Raw genomic sequence first — 25,647 nt, 5'->3', positions numbered from 1 at the left:
GAGGCCCGGCCGCCGTCGGGGCGTCCGGGCCTCTCCTCGTCGTGCGGCCGCGTGGCCCTACAGCGTGGGGTCCTCGAGCATCTCCGTGACCAGCGCCGCGACCGGCGAACGCTCGGAGCGGGTCAGCGTCACGTGGGCGAAGAGCGGGTGTCCCTTGAGCTTCTCGACCACCGCCACCACGCCGTCGTACCGCCCGACGCGCAGGTTGTCGCGCTGGGCGACGTCGTGGGTCAGGACGACGCGGGAGTTGGCGCCGATCCGCGACAGGACGGTGAGGAGCACGTTGCGCTCCAGCGACTGCGCCTCGTCGACGATCACGAAGGCGTCGTGCAGCGAGCGGCCGCGGATGTGGGTGAGCGGGAGGACCTCGAGCATGCCGCGCTCGATGACCTCCTCGACCACGTCCCCGGACGTGACGGCGCCGAGCGTGTCGAAGACGGCCTGAGCCCAGGGGCCCATCTTCTCGGCCTCCGACCCGGGCAGGTAGCCGAGCTCCTGGCCGCCCACGGCGTACAGCGGGCGGAAGACGACCACCTTCTTGTGCAAGCGGCGCTCCATCACCGCCTCGAGCCCGGCGCAGAGCGCGAGCGCCGACTTGCCCGTGCCGGCCCTGCCTCCCATGGAGACGATCCCGATCTCGGGGTCCAGCAGGAGGTCGAGGGCGACCCGCTGCTCGGCCGAGCGGCCGTGGATCCCGAAGGCCTCGCGATCGCCACGGACCAGCTTCACGCGCTTGTCGGGGGTGACCCGGCCGAGCGCGCTGCCGCGCTCGGAGAGCAGCACCAGACCCGTGTGGCAGGGCAGCTCGCGCGCCTCGGGCACGTCGGCGACCCCCGACTCGTACAGGGAGTCGACGTCCTCGCCGACGACCTCGAGCTCGACCATGCCGGTCCAGCCGGCCTCAAGGGCGAGCTCGGCGCGGTACTCCTCCGACGCCAGGCCCACGGCCGAGGCCTTGACCCGCATCGGCAGGTCCTTGGAGACGAGCGTGACCGAGTGCCCCTCGTCGGAGAGGTTCTTGGCGACCGAGAGGATCCGGGTGTCGTTGTCGCCGAGCCGGAACCCCGAGGGCAACGCACCCGGGTCGGTGTGGTTGAGCTCGACCCGGACCGTGCCGCCCTCGTCGTTCACCGGGAGCGGTCTGTCGAGCGTGCCGTGGCGGACGCGGAGCTCGTCGAGGAGACGCAGGGCGGAGCGGGCGAAGTAGCCCAGCTCGGGGTGAGCCCGCTTGTCCTCGAGCTCGGTGATGACGACGACGGGGACGACGACCTCGTGCTCCGCGAACCGGGTGAGCGCCCGGGGATCGGCGAGAAGGACGCTGGTGTCGATCACGTACGTGGTGGGGATGTCAGCAGCCACGGCAATCTCCTCGTACGAGCCCGCGCGCATCCCCGCGCCGGCTCACTCTCTCGCAGATGGAGCCGGGTGCAGGGCGGCGGACCCGGGGGCGGGCCGACCTCCCGCCGTGCGCACCGAACCGGCTCTCGTGACGAGCGGTTGGTGGTGCACGGAGGGCCTCCCGGTGCCGACAGGAGGTGGCCCTGCCGACGAGACGACCGTACGACGCGGGCGGGCGCGTTCGATTGCGACACGCCACCGCTCGGATGAACGTCTGGTTACGCGCGGGTCGGTCGGACCCTGCGGACCAGCCCTCGCACGAGCGCCCGGAGGAGCACGGCGCCGCAGACGACGGCCAGCGCGAGCCCGCCCCACCGGTACCACGGGTAGGACCGGCTGCTGTGGCGCAGCGCGGACTCGACGTCGTCGGTGTCGAGGAAACGCGTCCAGCCGTCCGGGTCGTAGATCACGGGCACCGTCGACCCCATCGCCGGGAGGTCCGACCGGTCGGCCTCGCAGGCCTTCGCGATGATGGTCGACCGGAGGTCGCCGTCGGTGAAGGAGTAGACCGGGCAGTAGACGGTCTGGACCCGCGACCGGCGCCCTCCGGACCGCTGCTCGCGCTCGTGCACGTCGGTCATCGTGCCGGTGACCCTGACGCCCGCACCGTCGCGGAGCCGTTCGAGCTCGGCGACGTCCTCGGCGCCGGTGTTGCCGGTCAGGCCCGTGAGCCAGAAGATCAGGGCGCCGAGCACCCCGAGAACGAGGACGACGCCGTACCCGCCGCCCGCGCGGGAGGCGGTGCTCACGTCGCCGTCACTGGCCGAAGCGCCGCTCGCGCTCGGCGTACGACCGGATCGCGCGCAGGAAGTCCACGCGCCGGAAGGCGGGCCAGAGGGCCTCGCAGAAGTAGAACTCGCTGTGGACGCTCTGCCACAGCAGGAAGCCCGAGAGGCGCTGCTCGCCGGACGTGCGGATGACGAGGTCCGGGTCGGGCTGGCCCTTGGTGTAGAGGTGGTCGGCGATGTGCTCGACGTCGAGGACCTCGGCGAGCTCGTCGAGCGTGCGTCCCTGCTCGGACTGCTCTCGCAGCAGCGAGCGCACCGCGTCGGCCAGCTCCTGGCGGCCGCCGTAGCCCACGCACAGGTTGACCTCCATGCCGTCGACGTCGCTCGTGGAGGCCACCGTCTCCTGCAGCGACCCGGCGAGGTCGGCCGGCAGGAGGTCCAGGTTGCCGATGAGACGGACGTGCCAGCGGCGCGATGCGGTCAGCTGGTCGACGAGGCTGCCGATGACCGCGAGCAGCGCGCGGATCTCCGACTCGGGGCGCTGCAGGTTGTCGACCGACAGCAGCCAGAGCGTGACGACCTTCACGTCGAGGTCGTCGCACCAGCCGAGGAAGTCGATGATCTTGTCGGCGCCGGCCTTGTAGCCGCTGGTGACGTCACCACCGGCGCCCTTGGCCCAACGACGGTTGCCGTCGACGATCACACCGACGTGCGCCGGGACCTGGTCGGGCCGGAGCGTGCGGAGCAGCTGCCGCTCGTACGCCGAGTAGAGCAGGTCGCGTACCGACACCGTTGGTCCTCTCGTGAGGAGTGTTACCTACGCTCGCGTAGGTTCGTTGGCTATGGTCTTCCTCGTGAGCGAGCAAGAGGCCATCCCGTACCACGTCGGCGATCGTATCCGTGATGCCGTCGACGAGATCAAGCCTAGACTGCGCGGCTGGCTGCACGCCGCCACGTGGCCCCTCGCCCTGGCCGCCTTCGTGGTGCTGCTCGTCCTCGCGCCCGGGGCCAAGTCCAAGACCGGTGTCGCGATCTACATGGCGAGCGCGCTGCTGCTCTTCGGCGTGAGCGCCGTCTACCACGTCGGACGCTGGGGGCCGCGGGCGCAGATGCTGCTCAAGCGCTTCGACCACGCCAACATCTTCCTGCTCATCGCCGGGTCCTACACGCCGTTCGCGCTGATCCTGCTCGAGCCGCGCGACGCCGCTCTCCTGCTCTCGCTGGTCTGGGTGGGCGCGATCGGCGGCGTCCTGTTCCGGGTGTTCTGGGTGCACGCGCCGCGCTGGCTCTACACCCCGATCTACGTGGTGCTCGGCTGGGCGGCGCTGTTCTGGCTCGGCGACTTCGCCGCGGCCGCGTCGACCGCGGTGCTGGTCCTCATCATCGTCGGCGGCGGGCTCTACTCGCTGGGCGCGGTGGTCTACGGCCTACGCTTCCCCAACCCGTTCCCGCGCTGGTTCGGCTTCCACGAGGTGTTCCACACCCTGACGATCGCCGCGTTCGTCGTGCACTACACGGGCATCTCGATCGCCGCGTACACCCACGTCTGACGGTCAGAGGCCGCGCAGACGCAGCACCACCCCTCCGTGGTCCGACGGCCAGAGGCCGGTCGCGGGGTCGCGGTCGTCCACCGAGGTCCCGACCACCGATCCGCGGTCGACCGTCAACGGGCCACCGTCGGCCGTCCGCCCGAAGACCATGTCGATGCGGTGGTCGAAGTCGTCGGCCGTCGGCACGTTCACCAGCTCCGGCAGGCCGGCCGTCCACCCCTCCTCCGCCGGCGCCCACGTCAGCCACTGGTCGGTGAAGGTGCCCGTGATGAGTCCGTACGGGGCGCTGTGCGGGACCGTGTCGGTGGGCTTGACCGAGTGGTTGCGCGGGTCCGAGTTGCAGTCGCACACGAGGACGGTCGACCGGTCGGTCGCGGTCGCGTCGGCCACGAGCTCCGCAGCCTGCGCGTAGGCGAGGTCGGAGCTGACGGACTCCAGGTGGGTGTTGACGAACCGGAAGGACTTGCCCCCTCCGCGCACGTCCACCCACTGGTAGCCGCGGTCGAACCTCATCTCCACACCCGCGACGTCGACGGCCAGGTTGTGGGCGTACACCTCGTCGTCCGAGCCGGTCACCGTCAACCCGCTGTCGGCGCGCATGAGGATGACGTCGTGCATCGTCAGCCGGACGTCGCGGGCGTCGGGCGAGCCGGTGCCCGCGAAGCTGGGCGCCTCGACGTCGGCGCGCATCCCGACCTTCACCGCGACGTAGTGCTGTCCCCGCGCCGCCAGCGCGTCGAGGAGCATCTGCAGGAAGTCGGCGTCGACCACGGTGGCGTTGGGCACGCCGACCTGGTTCAGCTGGAGCGGCCCGTGGCGCCAGGTCGCGACCTCCTGCAGCCCGATGAGGTGCGGCTGCGTCGCGACGACCTCGTCGGCGAGCAGGCCGGCGCGGACCCCGAAGTTCGTGCGGTCGACGACGGCCCGGGTCACATGCGTGGCGTTGGCCAGCGCGACGAGCACCTGCTGCGGCGGCAGCCCGGCGGCCTGGGCACGGAGCGCGGCGTTGATCGGGCGGTTGATGTCGGCACCGAGGTAGATGTTGCGGGTCATCACCGTGATCGGCTTGCCCGGCGGCTCCTTGGCCGCAGCGGACGGCGCCGCGGCGGACGGCGGGGCACCGGCGACCGCGAGCGCTCCGGCGGCCGCCAGGACGACCGCGACGAACAGCCGACGGACGCGGCCCGGACCTGTCGAGTGGGTTGCCATGCGGCATCCTCACCCCAAGGCAGGAGCGCTGTCCAGCGATGTGCAGATCACGGTTCGGCGTTCGCCGGGCCCCCGAGGGCAGCGGGGTCGGTCACGGGGCGCTCGCAGGCGAAGCCGCGGCAGACGTAGGCGGCCGGGAGACCGCCGACGAGGTCCTTGTACGCGAACAGCGGCACCGGCGTCCCCACCGGGCCGGCGACGACCACCGCGCCCGGGGACGTCAGGCCCAGCGCCGCACGGTGCAGACGGGCGGCGTCCTCGCCCTCGCCCACGACCGCGACCTCCAGCGGCCCGGCCAGCAGCCCCTCGGCGACCGCGAGGGTCCACCCGGCGAACCGCGGCGACCCGGTCGCGAGCGCCGAGGCCGACCGCACGGCGACCTCGGCCGCCGTCCGGAACCGCTCCTCCCCCGTGATCGCGGCCGCCGCGAGGAACGCCGCCGCAGCCGACGACGTCCCCGACGGGGTCGCGTTGTCGGCGAGGTCGCGGGGACGGACGACCAGGCGCTGGGTGTCGTCCGCGGTGTCGAAGAAGCCGGAGGCGCCGGCGTCGTCCGGGACGCGGAAGTGCTCGAGCACCGCGTCGAGCAGACCCAGAGCACGGTCGAGCCAGACGGCGTCGCCGGTCGTCCCGAGCACGGCGAGGTACGCCTCGGCGACGCACCCGTAGTCGTCGAGGACACCCGCGTTGGTCGACGCGACGCCGTCGCGCGAGGTCCGCAGCAGCCGCCCTCGCGGGTCGGTGTGCACCGTGGCGAGCAGGGTCGCCGCGACCACCGCCGCGTCACGGTACTCGGGCTCGTCGAGCAGCACGCCGGCCTCCGCGAGGGCGGTCACCGCGAGCCCGTTCCAGGCGGCGACGACCTTCTCGTCGCGGGCGGGAGGCGTGCGCGTGGCGCGGGCCGTGCGCAGGCGGTCGCGCACGGAGGCCCACCGCTCGAGGTCGTCCGGCTCCTCGCGCCGCTGCAGCGTCGACGCGCCGTGCTCGAAGGTTCCCTCCGCCGTCACCGCGAGGAGCTGTGCCGCCCAGGCGCCGTCGGCCTCTCCGAGGACGTCGACGAGCTGCTGCGGCGTCCACACGTAGTACGCCCCCTCGACCCCGTCCGTGTCGGCGTCGAGCGCGGAGGCGAAGCCACCCTCGGCGGTCGCGAGCTCGGTGAGGAGGAAGTCGGCGGTCTCGCGCACGACACGCAGCGCCAGCTCCGACCCCGTCTGCCGCCAGAGGTGGAGGTACGCCCGCAGCAGCAGCGCGTTGTCGTACAGCATCTTCTCGAAGTGCGGCACGACCCAGCCGGCGTCGACGCTGTAGCGCGCGAAGCCACCGCCGAGCTGGTCGTACATGCCGCCCCGCGCCATCGCCTCGCAGGTGTGCTCGGCCATCGCGAGGGTGTCGGCCGACCTCGTGCGGTCGGCCGCACGGAGCAGGAACTCCAGGCACATCGACGGCGGGAACTTCGGGGCGCCGCCGAACCCGCCGCGTACGGCGTCGTACTGCGCGGCCAGCCCCCGCACCGCCTGGTCGAGGGCGTCCGCGTCGAGCGGGGGGCCGTCCCCCGCCTCGAGGGCGCCGAGGTGCGCCACCACCTCCGCGCTGATCCGGTCGACGTCGCCGCGACGGTTCTCCCAGACGTCGACGACCGCCTCGAGGACCTGGCGGAACGCCGGCATCCCGTGGCGCGGCTCCGGCGGGAAGTAGGTGCCGGCGAAGAACGGGTCGCCGCCGGGCGTCAGCACGACCGTCATCGGCCAGCCGCCCTGCCCGGTCATCGCCGTCGTCGCCCGCATGTAGACCGCGTCCACGTCGGGCCGCTCCTCGCGGTCGACCTTGACCGGGACGAAGTGCTCGTTGAGGTAGGCCGCGGTCTCCTCGTCCTCGAACGACTCGTGCGCCATCACGTGGCACCAGTGGCACGCGGCGTAGCCGACGCTGAGCAGCACCGGGACGTCCCGCTCGGCCGCCAGCGCCAGCGCCTCGTCGCCCCACTCGTGCCAGTCGACCGGGTTCTCGGCGTGCTGGAGGAGGTACGGGCTGGTGGCGCGGCTGAGTCGGTTGGCCATGCCTCCACCGTAGGGGCAATCGACGCGCGCGAAAGAGGCCCGCGGCGCCGCTCAGCGCGGAGCGGTGGGGCGGCGCGCCAACCGCGCGTGGCGGGCCCCGTAGCCGAAGTAGACCGCGAAGCCGATCAGCAGCCACACCACGAAGCGCAGCCACGTCTCGACCGCGAGGCTCGCCATCAGGCCCACGCAGCAGACGACGGCCAGCACCGGGACGAGCGGCACCAGGGGCGTACGGAAGGGGCGCGGCATGTCCGGACGCGTCCGTCGCAGCACCACCACGGCGATCGACACCACGACGAACGCGAAGAGGGTCCCGATGCTGACCATCTCGGCGAGCACCGAGATCGGGACGAACCCGGCCAGCACCGCGACGAACCCGACGGTGGCGGCGGTCATCAGCATCGGGGTGCCCCAGCGCGGGTGGACGCGCCCGAACGCCGGCGGGATCAGTCCGTCGCGAGCGAGCGCGAACCCGATCCGCCCCATCGCCACGATGTCGACCAGGATCACCGAGGTCAGGCCGGCGACCGCGGCGATGCCGATGAAGAACCCGGCCCAGTCGAGCCCGACCTGACGGAACACCTCGGCGACCGCGTCGCTCTCGCTGAGGTCGCGGTAGTCCACCATGCCGGTGACGACGAGGCACACCCCGACGTACAGGACGGTGCAGATCCCGATCGTCCCGAGCAGACCCAGCGGCATGTCCCGCGCCGGCCGGCGGGTCTCCTCGCCGAGGTTGGCGACCGCCTCGAAGCCGGAGTCCGCGAAGAACACGACGGCCGCCGCGACCAGGACGCCGGCGATCCCGAACTGGGTCGGCTCGACGCCGGAGACGAACTGCCACAGCGGCGCGCGAAGGCTGTCGGCGGTCGTCCCGCCCGAGCTCGGCTCGGCCGGAGGCACGAACGGGACGAGATTGTCCGGGTCGATGTGGAAGACGCCGACGGCGATCACGAAGACGCAGATGGTCACCTTGATGACGACCAGCCCGTTCGTGAGCCACTTCGACTCCCGGATGCCGCGGATCGCGACCCAGCCCAGCACCAGGACGATCGCGATCGCACCGACGTTGACGATCGAGCCCTCCTCGGCGAACCACTGGTCGGGCAGGTCGAAGACGCCGGCGAGGTAGCCCGACCAGCCCCGGGCGACCACGGCGGCCCCGAGCGCGAACTCGAGGACGAGGTCCCAGGCGATCACCCAGGCGAAGATCTCGCCGATGGTCGTGTACGCGTAGGTATAGGAGCTGCCGGCGGTCGGCACCGCCGCCGCGAGCTCGGCGTAGCAGAGCGCCGCGAGGAGGCTCACCGCGCCGGCGATCAGGAACGAGACCATCACCGCCGGGCCGGCGTTCTCCTTCGCCTGGAGCCCGGTGAGCGTGAAGATGCCCGTCCCGATCACGATCCCGATGCCGAACCCGATCAGGTCGCGTGCCCGCAGGTCCTGGCGGAGCCGGCCCTCGGAGTCGATGTCGGCGGGAGGGGCGTCGTTCTGGCGGACGACGTCCTCGACGGCCTTCCTCCGCGTCAGGTCCATCGCTCGACGTTAGGGGCTCACGGCCCTCCTGTCAGGCGAGCTCCACGGGAGACGCTTCCGCCTCCTGACAGGAGGGCGCGGAGGTGGCACCTTGTGGGAGTGCCAGACATGCCGAGCAGCAACCAGGCGGGTCGCGAGGTCCGCAACAGCAAGGCCCTCGAATGGGGAGCCAAGGTGGGCCTCGTCGCGTACGGGATCGTCCACCTCCTGATCGCCTGGATCGCGCTCCAGGTCGCGTGGTTCGGCAGCGGTGGTGACGCGAGCCAGGGCGGGGCCCTGAAGTCGATGTCCGACGACCCGGTCGGCGTCGTGATCCTGTGGATCACCGCCGTCGGCTTCGCCGCGCTGGTGCTGTGGCAGCTGTCCGACGCCATCTGGGGCTTCGCCGACGAGGAGGGGGCCAAGAAGGCGTTCAAGAAGGCCAAGGCGGCGGGCCGCGCGGTCCTGTACGCCGTCCTCGGCGTGCTCGCCTTCCAGTCGGCCACGCACTCCGGCGGCGGGGGCGGCAACAGCGAGGAGACCCTGACCGCGAAGATCATGAGCGCTCCCGCGGGTCGCTGGCTCGTCGCGCTCATCGGCGTCGCCATCCTCGCCGGAGGCGTCTACCAGGTCTACCGCGGCATCTCCCGGAAGTTCGAGCACGACCTCAAGGACTCGGCGACCAGCGGCACCAGCGGCACGGCCATCGTGCGCCTCGGGCAGATCGGCTACGTCGCCAAGGGCGTCGCGCTCGCGATCATCGGCGTGCTGTTCGTCCTCGCCGCGATCGACTACGACCCGGAGAAGGCGGGCGGTCTCGACGACGCGCTGAAGACGCTGCGCGACCAGCCGCTCGGCCCCTTCCTCCTCACCCTGGTCGCGATCGGCCTCGCGGCGTTCGGCGCGTACTGCTTCGGCTGGGCGCGCTACGTGAAGCGGCGCTGACGCGCTGACGCGCGGGAGCGCACCCGGCGCTGATGCCGGAGCCTGCGCCTAGGCTGACGGGATGGACTCGCGCGACTGGGACCTCCGTTACGCCGACCGGCCGCACCCGTTCGGCGTCACGCCCAACGCCACGCTCGCCGAGGAGCTCGAGCCCCTCGCTCCGGGTACGGCGGTGGACCTGGCCTGCGGGGACGGACGCCACGCCGCGTGGCTCGCGGGACGGGGCTGGCGGGTCGACGGGGTCGACTTCTCGCCCGTCGCGATCACGCACGCCCACGAGCGGTGGGGCGACGTCGGGGGCGCGGTGACCTGGGTCGCCGCCGACGCGCTCGACTGGGAGCCGGACGGGCGGTACGACCTCGTGCTCGTCGCGTACCTCCAGATCGAGCAGCTCGGCCTGGCCCTCGACCGCGCGCGCACGTGGCTGACGCCCGGCGGCCGCCTCGTCTACCTCGGGCACGCGCGCGAGAACCTCGCATACGGCGTGGGCGGGCCGCGCTCCGCGGCGGTGCTGCCGACCGTGCTGTCCCTGGCGGAGGCACTCGACAGCATGGAGGTGCTGACGCTCCGCCACGTCGAGCGGGAGACCGCGGACGGGACGGCGTACGACGTGCTGGCCGTGGCGCGCGAGTTCCCGGGGTAGCGGTCAGCGGTCGCCCGTCGCACGCGCCGACGGCCGCTCGACCAGCGCCGCGAGGCGCGCCGGGGCCTGGAGGCAGTAGGCGTCGACGAGCAGCTCGGCGAGCTCGTCCCACGCAGTCGCGTGGTCGAGCAGCATGCCGACGACGTTGTCGCCCCACTCGGCACGGAAGTAGGGCGGCCCGAGCTGCTCGAACGCCATCAGCTCTCCGGCCTCGGCCCGGAACGTGATGCGGAACAACCCGTCCTCGCCGCCGAAGACGTGCGCGACGGTCGCCGTGCCGACGCGCCAGCGCACGCCGACCCACGCCTCCTCCTCGTCGCACGACGGCAGCCCGGAGAGCGTCGCGCGGAGCCGGTCGAGCATCGCCTCGGGGACCTCGGGTCTCGCAGCCACGGCACCAGCCTCGCGCACGGCACCGACAGAGCGGCTCCGGGGCACGGGCCTGCCGCTAGATTGAGCGCGTGCACGACGCAGAGACCCGGACCGGCGGGACGTTCATCCGGGCCTGGTTCGGCGTGATGGCGGTCCTCGGTCTGTGGGCGGTCGTCGGCCAGGCGGTGCTCGCGGTCTCCGAGGGACGCAGCCTCGTCAACTTCTTCTCGTACTTCACGATCGAGTCGAACGTGCTCGTCCTCGTGGCCGCGGCCGTGGTCGCCCTCACCGGACGGGTCTCCGGGTGGTGGGAGCCGGTCTACCTCGCCGGGCTGGTCGGGATCGTCATCACCGGTGTCGTCTACCACCTGCTTCTCGCGGGGCAGCAGACGCTGCACGGCATCCAGGTCTGGTACGACCTCGTGCTGCACACGCTCGTCCCGCTCGGCTCGCTCGTCGGGTTCTTCCTGCTCCGCCCCCGGCTCGGCGCTCGCGCGTGGTGGTTCCTGGTGTGGCCCGTGGCGTGGACGGCCTACACGCTCGTCCGCGGCGCCGTCGCCGACCCGCAGTTCCTGGGGCCGGAGGGCGAGCCGCCGATCCCGGTGCCGTACGACTTCCTCGACGCCGCCGCGAACGGCTGGGGTCCGGTCGTCGTCACGCTCGCCTTCATCACCGTCTTCGCGGTCGCGATCGCGGCAGCGGCCCTGGCACTCGGGCGACGGATCGGACGCTGACGCGACCGACGGTCTCCCTGCGGTCAGGCCTCGTCGCGCGGGACGTCGCTGCGACGCGGGCGCTCCGTGGCCGACTCGTCGAAGTCGACCTTCTTCATCTGGTGGACCATGCTGCGCATCAGGAAGAAGAGCCCGACGCACAGCGCCACGATGATCCCGAGCGCAACCCAGCCGGCAGGCTTGAAGTTGACCTGCTCGGCGACGGCGAGCACAGCAGTGGACATGGCTCCAGCGTACGCCCGTGGCCGCGGGCGGCCGTCAGCGCAGTCCGGCGAAGAGGTCGTCCTCCGGCACCGCCGTCTCCACGAACGACGTCACGAGCTGGTAGTCCTCCGTCGGCCAGGCCTCGGCCCGGACCTCGTGCGGGATCGCGAACCAGTGACCGTCGGGGTCGATCTGCGTCGCGTGCGCGCGCAGCGCGTCGTCGGCCACGGAGAAGTAGTCGGCGCACGGCACCCGGGTCGTGAGCCGCTCGTCCTCGTCCGGGTCGAACTTCCACTCCTTGAGCCGTTCGCGGTACACCGGCTCGAGGCCGTGGCGCTCCATCGCGGCGTCGATCGCCTCGGCACGCGCCCGCGACCAGCCGCGGTGGTAGTAGAGCTTCTGCGGCTGCCACGGCTCGCCGAGCTCGGGGTACGCCTCGGCGTCACCGGCCTTCTCGAACGCGTACACGCTGATCTTGTGGCACATGATGTGGTCCGGGTGGGGGTAGCCGCCGTTCTCGTCGTACGTCGTCACGACGTGCGGGCGGAACGAGCGCATCAGCGCGATGAGCGGCTTGGCGGCCTCCTCGACCGGGACCAGCGCGAAGCAGCCCTCCGGGAGCGGCGGCAGGGGGTCGCCCTCGGGCCACCCGGAGTCGACGAACCCGAGCCAGTCCTGCTTGATGCCGAGGATCTCGCGCGCCCGGTCCATCTCCTCGCGCCGGATCTCCCCGATGAGCTCGGGGTTCTCGAGGATGCCCGGGTGGTCGAAGCTCGGGTTCAGGATCGAGCCCCGCTCGCCGCCGGTGCACGTGGCGACGTGGACGTCGACCCCCTCGGCGACGTACTTCGCTGTCGACGCCGCCCCCTTGCTCGACTCGTCGTCGGGGTGGGCGTGCACGTGCATCAGGCGCAGCTTCTCCGCCACAGCAGTCCTCCGGTTGGTCGCGTAGGTCACTCGGTCACAATGGTGTCATGCCCACCACCGACCCCGACCTCTCCATCAGCCGGTACGGGGGCCGCCGACGGCTGAGCCGCCGTACGTGGACGGTGATCGCGGTCGTCGGCGTGACCCTCGGCGTGATCGCGGCGTGGTTCGTCGCGCAGTACCAGACCCAGGACTCCTTCCAGGCCGACGTCGTCGCGTACGACGTGCTGTCCGACCACGAGATCTCGGTGACGATCCGGGTCGTGCACCCCTCCGGCGACCCCGCCGAGTGCGACGTCGCCGCCCAGGCGCAGGACCACTCGTACGTCGGCGAGAAGACGTTCCGCGTGGAGCGCACGGACTCCGACCGCACCCAGGTGCGGGACACGATCGCGACCGAGCGGCTCGCGGTGACCGCGACCGTCGTGGAGTGCCGGCTCGCGGACTGACGACCTTGGCCGCGAGCCCCGGTCTTGCTAGGCTCGGGGTTTCAGCCCCAGGCGTGACGTCTGGGGTTTGTTACATCCGAGGAGCTATCCCCATGACGACGCCGAACGAAGAGAAGAACACGATCTGGCTGACCCAGGAGGCGTACGACCGCCTCCAGGCCGAGCTGGACCATCTTCGCGGCCCCGCGCGCCAGGAGATCGCGACCAAGATCGCCGAGGCACGCGACGAAGGCGATCTGCGCGAGAACGGCGGCTACCACGCTGCTCGGGAGGAGCAGGGCAAGTCCGAGGCCCGGATCCGCCAGCTCGAGGACATGCTGCGACGCGCCGAGGTCGGCGAGCAGCGTGCCGACGACGGGCTCGTGGAGTCCGGCATGGTCGTGACGATCAAGTGGGCCGGGGACGACGACACCGAGTCCTTCCTTCTCGGGTCCCGCGAGATGCTGGGCCTGGACGCGTCCGTGGACATCGACGTCTACTCGCCGCAGTCCCCGCTCGGCGCCGCGATCGTCGGCAAGAAGGCGGGCGACACCGCGACCTACGAGGCCCCCAACGGGCGCGAGGTCACGGTGGAGATCGTCGACGCCAAGCCGTACGTCGCCTGACACGGAGCTCGCTGGTCGAGCCACCGGCACCCGTCGCCCACCAGGGCGGCGGGTGCTGTCACGTGTAGGTGATCACGTAGCCGTGGTCGCGCAGCGCCTGCTCGACGGCGAAGCGGTGCTCCGGCCCGCGGGTCTCGACGCTGAGCGTCACCTCCACCTCGTCGATCGCGAGGGTCGAGCCGGTCCGCTCGTGCACCACGTCGAGGACGCTCACCGACATCTCGGCGAGGATCCGCAGGAGGATGTCGAGCGAGCCCGGCCGGTCGGAGATCCGTACCCGGAACGACAGGAACCGTCCTGCGGCGGCCAGACCGTGGCGGACGACGTTCATCAGCAGCAGCGGGTCGATGTTGCCGCCGCTGAGCACGCACACGACCGGCCCGTCGCCGCGCGCGAAGACCTCCGGGTGCTGCATCACCGCGGCCACGCCGGCGGCGCCCGCAGGCTCGACGACCAGCTTCGCGCGCTCGAGGAGGAGCAGCAGCGCCTGGCTCAGCGACTCCTCGGTGACGGTCACGATGCGGTCGACCCAGCGCTCGATCTCCTCGTACGGGACGTCGCCGGGCCGGGAGACCGCGATGCCGTCGGCCATCGTCCGCTGCGCCTCGACGGAGGTCGGGCGCCCCTGCTCGAGCGAGAGCGGGTACGGGGCCACGCGCTCGGACTGCACTCCGATCACCCGCACGTCGGGGCGCATCGCGCGGACCGCGAGCGCGACGCCGGCGACGAGGCCGCCGCCGCCGACCGGGATCACGATCGTCGCCGCGTCCGGGACCTGCTCGAGGAGCTCGAGCCCGAGGGTTCCCTGCCCCGCGACGATGTCGGGGTGGTCGAACGGGTGGATCAGGACCGCGCCGGTGCGCTCGGAGTACGCGTGGGCGGCCTCGAGCGCGGACTCGACCGACGTGCCGGCGAGCTCGATGCGGGCCCCGTACTCGCGGGTCGCGGCCAGCTTCGGCAGCGGCGCACCCTCGGGCATGAAGACCGTGGCCGTGGTCCCGAGCAGCGACGCCGCGAGCGCGACGCCCTGGGCGTGGTTGCCGGCGCTCGCGGCGACGACGCCCCGTGCCTTCTCCTCGTCGGACAGCCGTGAGATCCGGACGTACGCCCCGCGGATCTTGAACGACCCCGCGCGCTGGAGGTTCTCGCACTTGAGGACGACGGGTCGTCCCAGGAGCTCGGTGAGGGGACGGGAGGACTCGATCGGGGTGCGGACGGCGACTCCCGAGAGAAGCTTCTCCGCGGCGCGCACGTCGTCCAAGGTGACCGGCATGGCTCCACACTAGGCGTGCCGAGCGTCGGTCTCAGCAGGGGCGGCGCGCGATCACTCCGCGACGAGCGGTGGCGACTCGCCCTCGCGGGCCACCCGCGCCTCCTCCGCCCGCGCGGACAGATGGCGGACCACCGCGTTCACGCAGGCGGCGAGCGGGACGGCCAGCAGCGCACCGACGATCCCGGCCACGGTCACGCCGGCCGCGATCGCGACGATGATCGCGAGCGGGTGGAGCTGGACGAGGTGGCCCATGAGGAAGGGCTGCAGGATGTGCGCCTCGATCTGCTGCACGGCGACCACGCCGATCAGCATGAACAGTGCGACCCACGGCCCCTGGGCGACGAGCGCGACGAGCACGGCCACCAGCCCGGACAGGAACGCACCGACGATCGGGATGAAGGCGCCGAGGAACACCAGGGTCGCGATCGCGAGCACCAGCGGCACCCCGAGGAGCCAGGCGACGACGGCGATCCCGATCGCGTCGACGAGCGCGACCAGCACCGTGGCCCGGACGAACGCGGTGAGCGAGGCCCACGCCACGCGGCCCGAGGTGTCGGCGTACTCGCGGGCGTTGCGCGGGAAGAGCCGCACGACCCAGTCCCAGATCCGGCCGCCCTGGTAGAGGAAGAAGTACGTCGAGAAGAGGACGATGAAGAAGCCGGCGAAGAGGTGGGTCACCGTCGTCCCGAGCTGGGTGACACGGTCGACGATCCCGGTGCCGCTGCTCCCCCACTCCTCGATCGTGTCGGTCGCGCGGTCGATCCAGCGGTTGAGCTGGGCGTCGCTCAGGCCGAGCGGCCCCGTCCGGGCCCAGTCCTGGATCTCCTCGAGGCCGTCGACCACCTTGGTCCTCAGGTCGTCGAACTGCGTGGAGACCTGCTGACCGACCAAGGTCAGCATCCCGACGACGGCGCCGATGCCGAGCACCATGACGAGCAGCGTGGCGAAGGCGCGCGACAGGAAGAGCTTCTCGAACCGGTCCACGAAGGGCCGCACCAGTGCCGCCACGAGGACGGCGATCGCGATCGGCACGGTGATCTCGGAGAAGAAGCCGAGCAGCCAGAAGATCCCGATCGCGGCCGCGCCGATGATGATCACGCGCCAGCCCCACGACGCGGCGAGGGCGACGCCGTAGGGGACGTTCGGCGGCGCCGTCTCGGCCGGGGTACGAGGCACCGCGACCGCGGCGTACCGGCTCGAGGTCGGGACGGGGTCGCCCAGCACCCCGCCGCGCTCCTCGATCGCCGCGAGGTCGCGCCGCGCGGTCGACCGCATGCGCTCGACGAGCTCGTCCAGCCGCTCCCGGCGGGTGCGGGCCGCGATCTCGGACTGCGCGTGCGTCAGGTCCTCGGGCACCTCGTCGGCCGGAGCGGCGCCTGGCGGGTCGGCGGGCGCGGCGCCTGGCGGGTCGCCCGGCGTGCCACCGGGCGCCTTGCCGGGCGCCCCGTCGTCGGTCATCGCGCCAGCCGCTCGAACGCCTGGGCGAGGTCGGCGACGAGGTCGTCGGCGGTCTCGATGCCGACGCTGACGCGGACCAGGTCGTCCGGCACCTCGAGCGGCGACCCTGCGGCCGAGGCGTGGGTCATCCGACCCGGGTGCTCGATCAGCGACTCGACGCCACCGAGGGACTCGGCGAGCGTGAAGAGCTCGGTGTGCTCCACGACGTCGAGCGCGGCACGCTCCCCCGCCGCCATCCGGAACGAGACCATCCCGCCGAACCGCTTCATCTGCCGCGCGGCGACCGCGTGCCCGGGGTGCTCGACGAGCCCGGGATAGATCACCTCGGACACCTCCGGACGCCCCTGCAGGAAGGCGACGACCCGCTCGGCGTTGTCGCTGTGGCGTTCCATCCGCAGCGCCAGCGTCCGCAGGCCGCGCAGCACGAGCCACGAGTCGAACGGCCCCGCGACGGCACCCATCGAGTTCTGGTGGAAGGCGATCGGCTCGGCGACCGCCTCGTCGCGCACGACCAGCGCTCCGCCGACGACGTCGGAGTGGCCGCCGGCGTACTTCGTGGTCGAGTGGACGACGACGTCGGCGCCGAGGTCGAGCGGCTGCTGCAGGTACGACGACGCGAAGGTGTTGTCGACGACGAGCAGGGCGTCGGCGGCGTGCGCCACCTCGGCGAGTGCCGCGATGTCGGCGATCCCGAGGAGGGGGTTGGTCGGCGTCTCGACCCACACGATGCGCGTCGTCCCCGGCTGGACGGCTGCGCGGACGGCCTCGACGTCGGCGATCGGGACGGGGTCGTACGCGAGGCCCCAGCGCGCCTGGACCTTGTCGAACAGGCGGTACGTGCCGCCGTACGCGTCGTTCGGGATCACCACGTGGTCGCCGGGCTTGGTCAAGGCGCGGAGGAGGGTGTCCTCGGCGGCCAGGCCGCTGGCGAACGCGAACCCGCGGACGCCCTTCTCCAGGGCGGCCAGGCACTCCTCGAGGGCCGTACGGGTCGGGTTGGCGCTGCGCGAGTACTCGTAGCCCTCGCGGAGTCCGCCGACCCCGTCCTGCTTGTAGGTGCTGGTCGCGTAGATGGCAGGCACCACCGCGCCCGTACGGGGGTCGGGCTCCTGGCCCGCATGGATGGCACGCGTCTCGAAACCGAAGTCGCTCACACCCGCGAGCGTAACGGCTCCCGGCGCGCCGCATGCGTTGCCGGAGACCGGCCCCCCGTCGGTCAGCCCAGCAGGGCCGGCCGCTTCGACCGTGCGGCGACGGCCACGTCGGGGAAGTCGGAGAACACGCCGTCGAGACCGAGGGCGTAGAACGCCCGCAGCTCACCGGTCAGGTCACCATGGGCGTTGGGGTCGGTGCCCTCGCGGTAGTCGGCCGGGAGGAACTGGTTCTCCGCCCGGAACGTCCACGCGTACACGTCGAGCCCCGCCTTGTGCGCGTCCCGTACGACGGTCGTCGGGGCGCCCAGCACACCCGTCGCGTCGCGCGGGACGAGCACGTTCTTCTCGGCGCTGAGGATGTCGGCGTAGCGCGACAGGGCCTTGAGGCCGGCCGGCGTCACCATGTCGGCGTAGGTGGTCGGATCACCGGCGACCACGTGGTCGTACGGGAGTCCGCTGGGGTTGACGTTCTGCGCGAGCGGGACGCGTACGCGCTTGGAGAGCGCCTTGAGGTTCGCGGTCTCGAACGACTGGATCGTGACCGGCGACCAGCGGTGGTTCAGGCCACGACGGTTGAGGGTCCGCACGAGCGGGTCCTCGAGGTTGTTGCCGATCGACTGGAAGTAGGTCGGGTGCTTGGTCTCCGGGGCGACGCCGATGACGCGGCCACGGCGGATGCTCTCCTTGCGCGCCAGGTCCAGCACCTCGTCGAGGGTCGGGACGGTGAAGCGACCGTCGTACGCGGTGTTGGCGGGGCGGACGAGCGGCAGGCGCTCCTTGGCGCGCAGCGTCTTGAGCTCGGCGAGGGTGAAGTCCTCGGTGAACCACCCGGTGACGGGCCGGCCGTCGATCGTCTTCGTGGTACGGCGCGCGGCGAACTCGGGGTGGTCGGCGACGTCGGTGGTGCCGCCGATCTCGTTCTCGTGGCGGGCCACGAGGACCTTGTCCTTGGTGATGACGATGTCGGGCTCGATGACGTCGGCGCCCTGCCGGATCGCGAGCTCGTACGCGGCGAGGGTGTGCTCGGGGCGGTAGCCGGACGCGCCGCGGTGGGCGATCACGATCGGGCCGCGGGAGGCGTGAGGAGAGCCGTTGCCGACGCGGTCGGCGTGGTCGGGCGTGGCGCTGGCGGCCGAGGCCGCGGTCACGATCGCCGGCGCCGCGACGGCGAGGGCGATCCCGGCGAGGATGCTGGTGCGAAGTGGTCTCATGACAGCGATCGCAGCGATCCCCGGTGGCGCGAGGGCAGCGCTCGGAGGTGAGTCGCGTGAACGGTGGACGAACGCCCGAGGACGGAGACTGAGGCATGGATCTTCCGGGCACGATGCGGGCATGGCGGGTGACGACGCCGGGCCCGGTCGGCGAGAGCCCGCCGGTGGAGCTGATCGAGGCCCCGCTGCCCACGCCGCTCCCAGGTGAGCTGCTCGTCCGCGTGGAGGCGTGCGGGGTCTGCCGCACCGATCTCCACGTGACCGAGGGCGACCTGCCGGTCCATCACGAGCACGTCGTCCCGGGTCACGAGGTCGTCGGACGGGTGGTCGCCGACGGTGGCGGGGTCCACGGTGGCCCGCTCGAGGACTGGTCGGTCGGAGACCGCGTCGGCGTCGCGTGGCTGCGCCACACGTGCGGGCGGTGCCGGTGGTGCGTCCGTGGTGCGGAGAACCTGTGCCCGTACGCGCGGTTCACCGGCTGGGACGCCGACGGCGGCTACGCCGAGTACGTGACGGTCCCCGCCGCGTACGCCTACCGGCTGCCGACCGACGTGCCTGCCGTCGCGCTGGCGCCGCTGCTCTGCGCGGGCATCATCGGCTACCGCGCCCTGCGCCGTGCCGCGCTGCCGCAGGGCGGGCGTCTCGGCCTGTACGGCTTCGGGGGCAGCGCGCACCTGTGCGCTCAGGTCGCGATCGCCGAAGGCGCCCGGGTGCACGTCCTCACCCGCGACGCCGCCGCGCGACGGCTCGCGCTCGACCTCGGCGCCACGTCGGCCGGCGGCGCGTACGACGCGCCACCGGAGCCGCTCGACTCCGCGATCCTCTTCGCCCCCGTCGGCGACCTCGTCCCCGTCGCGATGCGGGCGCTGGATCGCGGCGGAATCCTCGCCGTCGCCGGCATCCACCTCTCGGACACGCCACCGCTGGTCTACGAGTCGGAGCTGTTCTACGAGAAGCAGCTGCGCTCGGTCACCGCGAACACCCGCGACGACGGCCGCGCGTTCCTGGGCCTCGCCGTACGCCACGGCGTGCGGGCGACCACGCACACGTACGCGCTCGAGGACGGGCTGCAGGCGCTGCGCGACCTGAAGGCGGGCCGCTTCGACGGCGCGGCGGTGCTGGTGCCGTAGCCCGCGCAGGCCGGAGCCGTGGCGGTCGCGAGCGGTCAGTCCCCGGACACCGTGACGAGATGTCTCAACCGGTCCTCCATCAGCGACCACTCCCGCGCCGCCCCCCCGACCGTCGGCGGGTGGGCCCGTCGCTCCTGCAACGTCCGGCGTCGCGTAGCGGTGGCCGGTCGGCGTGGTCCACGTCCGCACCCCGGCGAGGTCCTGATCCACCCGCCAGCCCCGGGTCTCCTTGAGGAGGTTGGTCGAGCGGCAGACCCCGCCGGCGTTCTCGAGCGTCGTCCCGCCTCCCCGGGCGTACGGGATGGTGTGGTCGATCTCGCGGACCCGGCACTCGCACCAGGGACGACCGCAGAGCTCGTCGGCCGCCCGGACGAGCCGGGCGATCCCGGCGGGGAACCGACGCCGCCGCGGGTCGACCGACGCGAGCTGGTGCCCGTCCGGCCGGGTGAAGAACCGCCTCAGCCAGCCCCTCCCACCTGCGGCCAGCTGACGCGCCAGCTCGCCGGGGACAGGCCCGTAGCCCTGCAGCACCGCCGAACTGTCGTCCGCACCGAACAGCGTCTCCGGCCGCATGAGCACCCCGACCTCGACGTCGACCGCGAGCGAGCCGTCGGGCGTCACCGCCGCCCCGGCGAGCGACTCGACGGCGAGGTCGGCGACGATCTGGGCGATCGTGCGGGGATCTCCGTCGGAACGTCGAGCGGAAGCCTCGGCGTCGAGGCGCTCCCACACCGGCACGAGCTGCGCCGCCGGGGCGTAGATCGACAGCGTCGCCATCGCGTCGAGCTCGCGCCGCAGGTGCACGTGCCGCTCCTCGCGCGCCCGCACCGTCCGCTCGAACGCCGCGTGCGGCTCGCGCTCCACGACCAGCCGACGAGCCGCCGCGCCCGCGCGCCGCGGCCCGAGCTGGGCGAGCAGCGGCGCCAGCTCCGCGTCGACCTCCGCCCGTCCTGCCGGATCCAGGTAGACCGTCTCCCGGCACACGGCCGCGACGACCGACTGGTTGACGAGCCCGTCCCGGAGCAGCTCCCGGGCCTGGGGATGGTCCTCGAGGTCGCGCGCCAGCCGGTACGTCGTCTCGCCCGCCGTCGAGGAGGCCTGGCGCGCCATCCCGATCTCCGCGAACATCGACCGGCACAGCTCGCGCTCGTCCGCGGACGGGCCTGCGACCTCACGACGTCGCACGAGAAGCTCGGCGACGGCGTCGATCTGGGTGCCCTGCGCCATCCGGACCACGGTCTCCGTGACCGCCACCACCTCGACGGCCGCTGCCCCCATCGCGACGTCGCGGTCGTCGAGCCGGGCGATCCGCTCCTCGGCAGACTGCAGCGCACCGTCGACCCGCGCTCGCAGGTCGGCGATCAGCCGCTCGGCAAATCCCTCGCTCATGCGTTCGATTGTTCCGTACGTGACTGACAGCCGCCGCCGTGCGCAGGTCTCGCAGCCGCCCTCGCCGGGAACAGCCGAAGGGGTGCCATGGTTGTACGTGGTGGACCCGAGGAGGAACCTAGATGTTCTCGTTCAAGACTCACCTCATCTCTCCCGACCAGGCCCTTCCCGGCCGGGAGACGCGCCCGTTCGCGGTCGGCGACAAGCACCTCGTGCTCGGCACGCCGATCATGACGGACCCGCCGGAGGGCTACGAGGTCGCCGTCTTCGGCCTCGGCTGCTTCTGGGGCGAGGAGCAGACCTTCTGGAACGTGCCGGGCGTCTGGTCGACGTCAGTCGGCTACGCCGGCGGCTTCACCCAGAACCCGACGTACGAGGAGGTCTGCACCGGCCGCACCGGCCACGCCGAGGTCGTCCGCGTGATCTACGACCCGGAGAAGGTGTCCTTCCAGGACCTGCTCAAGGTGTTCTGGGAGAACCACGACCCGACGCAGGGCATGCGCCAGGGCAACGACCGCGGCACCCAGTACCGCTCCGTCATCTACACCACGACGCCCGAGCAGCAGGAGCTGGCGGAGGCGTCCCGCGCGGCGTACCAGAAGCGGATGACCGCCTCCGGCTACGGCGAGATCACCACGACGATCGCTCCGCTGGGGGACTACTGGTACGCGGAGGACTACCACCAGCAGTACCTCGTCAAGAACCCGTTCGGCTACTGCCCGAACCACTCCACCGGCGTCGCGTTCGCCACCAGCTGACGCGACACCGGCCCTAACGATCGAGGCCCCGGCCGCCACGCTCGTCCGCACTCCGGAAGAAGATCCGGAGCTCGCGGGTGACGGCGTCCGGGGCCTCGACCGTGCTCATGTGGCCGACGCCGGGCAGCACGGCGAGCCGCGAGCCGGGGATCCGGGCGTGGAGGGCCGCCGCGACGGCCCGCGGCGCGCGGACGTCCTGGTCCCCGTGGACGATCAGCGTGGGGACGTCGACCTCCGGCAGCACGTCGCGGAGGTCCGCCTCCGCCGACGCGCGCGACATCGCCCGGAACCCTGCGGGACTGAACTCCCGCACGCTCGCCCCGAAGCCGGCCACGGCTGCCTCGGGAGCCGAGGCCGAGAACATCGACGGCATCAACGCGGCGGCGAAGCCGTCCGGCGGGAGGTCCGCGGCACGGAGGCACGCCTGGAGCCGTGCTCGAGCCTCGTCGCGTCCCAGCGACCCGGCCCATCCCGCGTACGCGTTCACGAGCCCGAGCGACCGCGCGAGGTGCCGGTGGCGCTGGAAGGTCGCGAGCACGAGCGTCCCGCCGAACGAGAGCCCGGCCAGGTGGGCCCGCTCGACGCCCAGCTCGCGGAGCAGGCCGGCCAGGCAGTCGGCGTAGTCGGAGATCCGGAACCAGTCCGGCGGGTCCGACGACCGTCCGGCGCCGGGCGCGTCCCAGGCCAGCACGGTGTAGTCGTCGCTGAGGGCGTCGATCTGCCGACCCCAGGTCGAGCGACCGTCGCCCACGAATCCGTGGACGAGCACGACCGGAGGCCCGCTGCCGACCCGCTCGTAGGCGATCCGTAGTCCCTGGAGCTCGATCTCTGCCATCGCAGCTCACCTCGGCTGGTCGATTCCCCTCCAGCCTTGCACGGGGCAGACTCGATCCATGCGGATCATGCAGGTACGGACGGGGGTGGCCGCGCTCGCCCTCCTGTCGACCGCGGCGTGCACCGGCGACCGTACGGAGGACGACGCCGCTCAGCCATCGGCCGGGACCGCGAGCAAGACGTCGCCCACGACGGCCGATCCCTCACCTTCGCCGTCCCCCGCCAGCCCGACCACACCCACGACGCCGGCCCCCACCCCGCTCCCTACCGCCGCGAGCCCCGTCTCGCTGCCGACCCTGATGGCCACCGAGTACGACGGACGCGCCCTGCGCCTGCGCGAGAAGCTGGCCCGCACCGACGCGTACGTGCGCCACGCCGTCACCTACCGCAGCGGCGACCTGCGCATCTCCGGCGTCCTCAACATCCCGCGCGGGCGGGGCCCGTTCCCGGTCCTGATCCTCGCGCACGGCTACATCGATCCGGCGATCTACACCTCGGGCCGCGGCATGATGCGCGAGCAGGACTACCTCGCGCGCGAGGGCTACGCGGTCCTGCACGTCGACTACCGCAACCACGCGGGATCCGACGACGACCCGGACGCCGAGCGCGACCTGCGGCTGGGCTACACCGAGGACGTGATCAACGCGGTGCTCGCCGTACGCCGCTCGGGCGACCCGCGCCTCGACGGTGACCGCGTCGGGCTCGTCGGCCGCTCGATGGGCGGCGGCGTGGTCCAGAACGTCCTCGTCACGCAGCCCGGCCTCGTCGACGCCGCCGTCGTGTTCGCCTCGGTCAGCAGCGACACCGTCGACAACTACGAGCGCTGGACCGCGGCCGAGAGGCCCGAGGTGGCCCGCGCCATCGTCCGTGCGCACGGCTCGCCCGAGGACAACCCGACCTTCTGGCAGCAGGTGTCACCGCGGACGTACGTGGACCGCGTCACCGAGCCGCTGCTCATGCTGCACGGCACCGCCGACGACACCTGCCCGCCCCGATGGTCGGAGCGCACGGCCGCGGCCTTCGAACGCGCCGGGAAGGACGTCCGGCTGGTGACGTACGAGGGTGAGGGGCACGCCTTCGGGCCGCAGTGGCCGGCGTCGATGCGCCGCACCGTGCGGTTCCTGCAGGAGCAGATGTCCTAGCTCGCCATCGACGCGTAGCGCTTGGCCGCCCGCGCCCGGGCCTTCTCCGCCTCGACCTCACGGTCCTTGGGAGGGGCCTGCGTCACGAGGTCGCCGAGGAGGTGCTGCGTGATGTGCGCGATCTCGTGGACGGCACGGTCGAACGCCTCGGCGTTGGCCTTGGACGGCTTGTTCATCCCGCTGACCTTGCGCACGTACTGCAGGGCCGCGGCCTCGATCTCGTCGTCGGTCGCGTGCGGCTCGAAGTTGTGGAGCGTACGGATGTTGCGGCACATGGCGACCACGCTACGCCGGGCCACCGACGACGTCACGGCGTCGCACGGCCGTGGAGTAGAGTCCCGCGCCATGGCGGGCAACGGCGCGACGCGGTCATGGTGGGGTTGGGGAACGCTCGAGGAGGCGCTCGACCCGGCGGAGACCGACGCCCTCGTACGCCGTACAGCGGCGCTCCTGCCCGACCAGGACCTCACCGCCCACGCGCCGCCGACGCCCACCGACGACCTCCTCCCCCGCCGCCGCGTCGAGCCTCCCGCGTCGCTCGCCGAGCTGTGCTCGACCGACCCCCTCGACCGGGCGGCGCACACCCACGGCAAGGCGTTCCGCGACGTCGTGCGCAACCTGCGCGGGGAGCTGGAGAACGCCCCGGACGTCGTCGTCCGCCCACGGACCGAGCGCGACGTCGTCGACGTCCTCGACTGGTGCTCGAGCGCGGGCGTCGCTGTCGTCCCGTACGGCGGCGGCAGCTCGGTCGTCGGCGGGGTCGAGCCGCGCCTCGAGGGCGCGTACGCCGGTGCGGTCTCGCTCGACGTCACGGCCATGGACCAGGTGCTCGAGGTGGACCGGACCAGCCGCGCTGCGCGGATCCAGGCCGGCGTGCTCGGACCGCACCTCGAGGAGCAGCTGCGCCCGTACGACCTCACGCTGCGCCACTTCCCTCAGTCGTTCGCGTTCTCGACGCTCGGCGGGTGGCTCGCCACGCGGGCCGGCGGCCACTTCGCGACGCTCCACACCCACATCGACGACCTGACCGAGTCGCTGCGGGTCGTCTCGCCGTACGGCGTGGGCGAGTCACGGCGCCTTCCCGGATCCGGGGCGGGGCCGTCGCCCGACCGCATGTTCCTCGGCTCCGAGGGCACACTCGGCGTCATCACCGAGGCCTGGATGCGCCTGCAGGACCGGCCGCGCTGGCGGGCGGGCGCGTCGGTGCACTTCGGGGACTGGGACGCCGCCGTCGAGGCGACGCGGCTGGTGGCGCAGTCCGGGCTCCACCCGTCGAACTGCCGCCTCCTGGACCCGGCCGAGGCGTTCCTCAACGCGGGCGCCTCCGTGGGCGGCGGTGTGCTCGTCCTCGGGTTCGAGTCCGCCGACCACCCCGTCGACGCGCCGTTGGAGCGCGCCGTCGCGATCTGCCGGGACCACGGCGGGACGCTCGCCGAGGAGCCGAGGGCCGGGGCGGCCGCCGGCGGTGCCTCGACCACGAGGGACGCGTCGACCGCGACGTGGCGCTCGTCCTTCCTCCGCATGCCGTACCAGCGCGACGCCCTCGCCCAGCGGTCGGTGATCGCGGAGACGTTCGAGACCGCGACGACCTGGGACCGCTTCCCCGCGCTGCACGCGGCGATCACCGCGGCGGCGACGTCGGCGATCCAGGAGGTCTGCGGCGTCGGAGTGGTCACCTGCCGCTTCACCCACGTCTACCCGGACGGGCCGGCCCCGTACTACGGCGTGTACGCCGCGGGCCGCTGGGACGGGCTCGTCGGCCAGTGGGACGAGGTCAAGGCGGCGGTATCGGAGGCGATCGCCGGCCACGGCGGCACGATCACGCACCACCACGCGGTCGGCCGCGACCACCGACACTGGTACGACCAGCAGCGCCCCGACCCGTACGCCGCCGCGCTGGCCGCGGCCAAGCGCACGCTCGACCCGGCGGGAATCCTCAACCCTGGCGTCCTGCTCTGACGC

Annotated in this window: 26 protein-coding genes; 11 read left to right on the top strand and 15 right to left on the bottom strand. The window is 72.6% G+C overall.

All coding sequences use genetic code 11. The features are described 5' to 3' along the window. Positions 1-57: 57 nt before the first annotated feature. The 3 genes from phoH2 to ACQSSQ_RS04350 form a co-directional block, all read right to left on the bottom strand. Positions 58-1,359, bottom strand: a complete 1,302-nt coding sequence (phoH2, locus tag ACQSSQ_RS04360) for an RNA 5'-3' helicase PhoH2 (protein WP_431325807.1) — start codon at positions 1,357-1,359, stop codon at positions 58-60. Positions 1,360-1,616: 257 nt separating this feature from the next. Continuing rightward, entirely contained in the window at positions 1,617-2,147 is a 531-nt protein-coding gene (locus ACQSSQ_RS04355; RefSeq protein WP_431325806.1) for a DUF3592 domain-containing protein, read from the bottom strand. 7 nt (positions 2,148-2,154) lie between these two features. Continuing rightward, positions 2,155-2,916, bottom strand: a complete 762-nt coding sequence (locus ACQSSQ_RS04350; RefSeq protein ID WP_431325805.1) for an isoprenyl transferase — start codon at positions 2,914-2,916, stop codon at positions 2,155-2,157. A 64-nt stretch (positions 2,917-2,980) separates the two neighbouring features. On the opposite strand from ACQSSQ_RS04350, the gene trhA reads away from it, so the two are divergent. Continuing rightward, positions 2,981-3,676, top strand: coding sequence for a PAQR family membrane homeostasis protein TrhA (gene trhA, locus ACQSSQ_RS04345; protein ID WP_431325804.1), 696 nt, complete (start codon positions 2,981-2,983; stop codon positions 3,674-3,676). 3 nt (positions 3,677-3,679) lie between these two features. Here the strand turns inward: trhA and ACQSSQ_RS04340 are convergent, their stop codons facing one another. The 3 genes from ACQSSQ_RS04340 to ACQSSQ_RS04330 are packed head-to-tail and all read right to left on the bottom strand — an operon-like array spanning position 3,680 to position 8,478. Next, complete coding sequence (locus ACQSSQ_RS04340; protein ID WP_431325803.1) at positions 3,680-4,885, bottom strand: hypothetical protein; 1,206 nt, start codon at positions 4,883-4,885, stop codon at positions 3,680-3,682. A 47-nt stretch (positions 4,886-4,932) separates the two neighbouring features. Next, complete coding sequence (locus ACQSSQ_RS04335) at positions 4,933-6,942, bottom strand: thioredoxin domain-containing protein (protein ID WP_431325802.1); 2,010 nt, start codon at positions 6,940-6,942, stop codon at positions 4,933-4,935. A 51-nt stretch (positions 6,943-6,993) separates the two neighbouring features. Continuing rightward, positions 6,994-8,478, bottom strand: coding sequence for an APC family permease (locus tag ACQSSQ_RS04330; RefSeq protein WP_431325801.1), 1,485 nt, complete (start codon positions 8,476-8,478; stop codon positions 6,994-6,996). A 108-nt stretch (positions 8,479-8,586) separates the two neighbouring features. Between ACQSSQ_RS04330 and ACQSSQ_RS04325 the strand changes: the two genes are divergently transcribed. Both ACQSSQ_RS04325 and ACQSSQ_RS04320 read left to right on the top strand, forming a co-directional pair. Further along, entirely contained in the window at positions 8,587-9,402 is an 816-nt protein-coding gene (locus ACQSSQ_RS04325; RefSeq protein WP_431325800.1) for a DUF1206 domain-containing protein, read from the top strand. Positions 9,403-9,463: 61 nt separating this feature from the next. Then, positions 9,464-10,045 carry a class I SAM-dependent methyltransferase gene (locus tag ACQSSQ_RS04320; RefSeq protein WP_431325799.1) on the top strand — a complete coding sequence of 194 codons (582 nt, stop codon included), beginning with the start codon at positions 9,464-9,466 and terminating at the stop codon, positions 10,043-10,045. 3 nt (positions 10,046-10,048) lie between these two features. On the opposite strand, the gene ACQSSQ_RS04315 is transcribed toward ACQSSQ_RS04320, so the two are convergent. Beyond that, positions 10,049-10,438 carry an MmcQ/YjbR family DNA-binding protein gene (locus tag ACQSSQ_RS04315; protein ID WP_431325798.1) on the bottom strand — a complete coding sequence of 130 codons (390 nt, stop codon included), beginning with the start codon at positions 10,436-10,438 and terminating at the stop codon, positions 10,049-10,051. A gap of 68 nt (positions 10,439-10,506) precedes the next feature. Between ACQSSQ_RS04315 and ACQSSQ_RS04310 the strand changes: the two genes are divergently transcribed. Next, complete coding sequence (locus tag ACQSSQ_RS04310; protein WP_431325797.1) at positions 10,507-11,151, top strand: Pr6Pr family membrane protein; 645 nt, start codon at positions 10,507-10,509, stop codon at positions 11,149-11,151. Positions 11,152-11,174: 23 nt separating this feature from the next. On the opposite strand, the gene ACQSSQ_RS04305 is transcribed toward ACQSSQ_RS04310, so the two are convergent. Then, the gene (locus tag ACQSSQ_RS04305) at positions 11,175-11,375 is read right to left on the bottom strand and encodes a hypothetical protein (protein ID WP_431325796.1); all 201 of its coding nucleotides are present in this window, start codon (positions 11,373-11,375) and stop codon (positions 11,175-11,177) included. 34 nt (positions 11,376-11,409) lie between these two features. Beyond that, positions 11,410-12,261: a mycothiol conjugate amidase Mca gene (gene mca / locus ACQSSQ_RS04300; RefSeq protein WP_431326774.1), complete on the bottom strand. Its 852-nt coding sequence runs from the start codon at positions 12,259-12,261 to the stop codon at positions 11,410-11,412. A 68-nt stretch (positions 12,262-12,329) separates the two neighbouring features. On the opposite strand from mca, the gene ACQSSQ_RS04295 reads away from it, so the two are divergent. Both ACQSSQ_RS04295 and greA read left to right on the top strand, forming a co-directional pair. Further along, the gene (locus tag ACQSSQ_RS04295; protein ID WP_431325795.1) at positions 12,330-12,731 is read left to right on the top strand and encodes a DUF4307 domain-containing protein; all 402 of its coding nucleotides are present in this window, start codon (positions 12,330-12,332) and stop codon (positions 12,729-12,731) included. A 92-nt stretch (positions 12,732-12,823) separates the two neighbouring features. Continuing rightward, a complete protein-coding gene (gene greA / locus ACQSSQ_RS04290; protein WP_431325794.1) occupies positions 12,824-13,336 on the top strand; it encodes a transcription elongation factor GreA in 513 nt (170 codons plus the stop codon). Between the two features lie 58 nt (positions 13,337-13,394). Here greA and ilvA read toward each other — a convergent pair whose 3' ends face one another. The 4 genes from ilvA to ACQSSQ_RS04270 all read right to left on the bottom strand — a co-directional run bounded on the left by ilvA (position 13,395) and on the right by ACQSSQ_RS04270 (position 18,432). Then, on the bottom strand, positions 13,395-14,609 hold the full coding sequence (ilvA, locus tag ACQSSQ_RS04285) for a threonine ammonia-lyase (RefSeq protein ID WP_431325793.1): 1,215 nt from the start codon (positions 14,607-14,609) through the stop codon (positions 13,395-13,397). A gap of 51 nt (positions 14,610-14,660) precedes the next feature. Further along, positions 14,661-16,067, bottom strand: a complete 1,407-nt coding sequence (locus tag ACQSSQ_RS04280; protein ID WP_431325792.1) for an AI-2E family transporter — start codon at positions 16,065-16,067, stop codon at positions 14,661-14,663. Continuing rightward, positions 16,064-17,221 carry a cystathionine gamma-synthase gene (locus tag ACQSSQ_RS04275; RefSeq protein WP_431325791.1) on the bottom strand — a complete coding sequence of 386 codons (1,158 nt, stop codon included), beginning with the start codon at positions 17,219-17,221 and terminating at the stop codon, positions 16,064-16,066. Before ACQSSQ_RS04275 ends, ACQSSQ_RS04280 begins: the two co-directional genes overlap by 4 nt. Positions 17,222-17,283: 62 nt before the next feature. Continuing rightward, positions 17,284-18,432: a glycerophosphodiester phosphodiesterase gene (locus ACQSSQ_RS04270; protein ID WP_431325790.1), complete on the bottom strand. Its 1,149-nt coding sequence runs from the start codon at positions 18,430-18,432 to the stop codon at positions 17,284-17,286. A gap of 95 nt (positions 18,433-18,527) precedes the next feature. Between ACQSSQ_RS04270 and ACQSSQ_RS04265 the strand changes: the two genes are divergently transcribed. From ACQSSQ_RS04265 to msrA, 3 genes are all read left to right on the top strand, one after another. Then, positions 18,528-19,562, top strand: a complete 1,035-nt coding sequence (locus tag ACQSSQ_RS04265; protein WP_431325789.1) for a zinc-binding alcohol dehydrogenase family protein — start codon at positions 18,528-18,530, stop codon at positions 19,560-19,562. Positions 19,563-19,868: 306 nt separating this feature from the next. Continuing rightward, entirely contained in the window at positions 19,869-20,978 is a 1,110-nt protein-coding gene (locus tag ACQSSQ_RS04260; RefSeq protein ID WP_431325788.1) for a hypothetical protein, read from the top strand. A gap of 95 nt (positions 20,979-21,073) precedes the next feature. After that, positions 21,074-21,709: a peptide-methionine (S)-S-oxide reductase MsrA gene (gene msrA / locus ACQSSQ_RS04255; protein WP_431325787.1), complete on the top strand. Its 636-nt coding sequence runs from the start codon at positions 21,074-21,076 to the stop codon at positions 21,707-21,709. Between the two features lie 13 nt (positions 21,710-21,722). On the opposite strand, the gene ACQSSQ_RS04250 is transcribed toward msrA, so the two are convergent. Further along, complete coding sequence (locus ACQSSQ_RS04250) at positions 21,723-22,544, bottom strand: alpha/beta fold hydrolase (RefSeq protein ID WP_431325786.1); 822 nt, start codon at positions 22,542-22,544, stop codon at positions 21,723-21,725. A 58-nt stretch (positions 22,545-22,602) separates the two neighbouring features. On the opposite strand from ACQSSQ_RS04250, the gene ACQSSQ_RS04245 reads away from it, so the two are divergent. Beyond that, on the top strand, positions 22,603-23,685 hold the full coding sequence (locus ACQSSQ_RS04245; RefSeq protein ID WP_431325785.1) for an alpha/beta hydrolase family protein: 1,083 nt from the start codon (positions 22,603-22,605) through the stop codon (positions 23,683-23,685). Here the strand turns inward: ACQSSQ_RS04245 and ACQSSQ_RS04240 are convergent. Further along, the gene (locus tag ACQSSQ_RS04240) at positions 23,682-23,960 is read right to left on the bottom strand and encodes a DUF2277 domain-containing protein (protein WP_431325784.1); all 279 of its coding nucleotides are present in this window, start codon (positions 23,958-23,960) and stop codon (positions 23,682-23,684) included. The genes ACQSSQ_RS04245 and ACQSSQ_RS04240 overlap by 4 nt on opposite strands. Here ACQSSQ_RS04240 and ACQSSQ_RS04235 point away from each other — a divergent pair. Next, positions 23,959-25,644, top strand: coding sequence for an FAD-binding oxidoreductase (locus ACQSSQ_RS04235; protein WP_431325783.1), 1,686 nt, complete (start codon positions 23,959-23,961; stop codon positions 25,642-25,644). The genes ACQSSQ_RS04240 and ACQSSQ_RS04235 overlap by 2 nt on opposite strands. Positions 25,645-25,647 lie beyond the last annotated feature (3 nt).

The organism is Mumia spirodelae, assembly GCF_050632745.1.
GTDB lineage: Bacteria > Actinomycetota > Actinomycetes > Propionibacteriales > Nocardioidaceae > Mumia.
Note: the sequence above shows the minus strand (reverse complement) of the source record. Positions and strands in the feature narration are given on the sequence as shown.

Coding starts and splice junctions, on each gene's coding strand:
- ACQSSQ_RS04340 (WP_431325803.1), bottom strand. CDS start 4,885: ATGGCAACCCACTCGACAGGTCCGGGCCGCGTCCGTCGGCTGTTCGTC.
- ACQSSQ_RS04335 (WP_431325802.1), bottom strand. CDS start 6,942: ATGGCCAACCGACTCAGCCGCGCCACCAGCCCGTACCTCCTCCAGCAC.
- ACQSSQ_RS04330 (WP_431325801.1), bottom strand. CDS start 8,478: ATGGACCTGACGCGGAGGAAGGCCGTCGAGGACGTCGTCCGCCAGAAC.
- ACQSSQ_RS04325 (WP_431325800.1), top strand. CDS start 8,587: ATGCCGAGCAGCAACCAGGCGGGTCGCGAGGTCCGCAACAGCAAGGCC.
- ACQSSQ_RS04320 (WP_431325799.1), top strand. CDS start 9,464: ATGGACTCGCGCGACTGGGACCTCCGTTACGCCGACCGGCCGCACCCG.
- ACQSSQ_RS04305 (WP_431325796.1), bottom strand. CDS start 11,375: ATGTCCACTGCTGTGCTCGCCGTCGCCGAGCAGGTCAACTTCAAGCCT.
- mca (WP_431326774.1), bottom strand. CDS start 12,261: ATGCACGTGCACGCCCACCCCGACGACGAGTCGAGCAAGGGGGCGGCG.
- ACQSSQ_RS04295 (WP_431325795.1), top strand. CDS start 12,330: ATGCCCACCACCGACCCCGACCTCTCCATCAGCCGGTACGGGGGCCGC.
- greA (WP_431325794.1), top strand. CDS start 12,824: ATGACGACGCCGAACGAAGAGAAGAACACGATCTGGCTGACCCAGGAG.
- ilvA (WP_431325793.1), bottom strand. CDS start 14,609: ATGCCGGTCACCTTGGACGACGTGCGCGCCGCGGAGAAGCTTCTCTCG.
- ACQSSQ_RS04280 (WP_431325792.1), bottom strand. CDS start 16,067: ATGACCGACGACGGGGCGCCCGGCAAGGCGCCCGGTGGCACGCCGGGC.
- ACQSSQ_RS04270 (WP_431325790.1), bottom strand. CDS start 18,432: ATGAGACCACTTCGCACCAGCATCCTCGCCGGGATCGCCCTCGCCGTC.
- ACQSSQ_RS04265 (WP_431325789.1), top strand. CDS start 18,528: ATGGATCTTCCGGGCACGATGCGGGCATGGCGGGTGACGACGCCGGGC.
- msrA (WP_431325787.1), top strand. CDS start 21,074: ATGTTCTCGTTCAAGACTCACCTCATCTCTCCCGACCAGGCCCTTCCC.
- ACQSSQ_RS04250 (WP_431325786.1), bottom strand. CDS start 22,544: ATGGCAGAGATCGAGCTCCAGGGACTACGGATCGCCTACGAGCGGGTC.
- ACQSSQ_RS04245 (WP_431325785.1), top strand. CDS start 22,603: ATGCGGATCATGCAGGTACGGACGGGGGTGGCCGCGCTCGCCCTCCTG.
- ACQSSQ_RS04235 (WP_431325783.1), top strand. CDS start 23,959: ATGGCGACCACGCTACGCCGGGCCACCGACGACGTCACGGCGTCGCAC.
- ACQSSQ_RS04240 (WP_431325784.1), bottom strand. CDS start 23,960: ATGTGCCGCAACATCCGTACGCTCCACAACTTCGAGCCGCACGCGACC.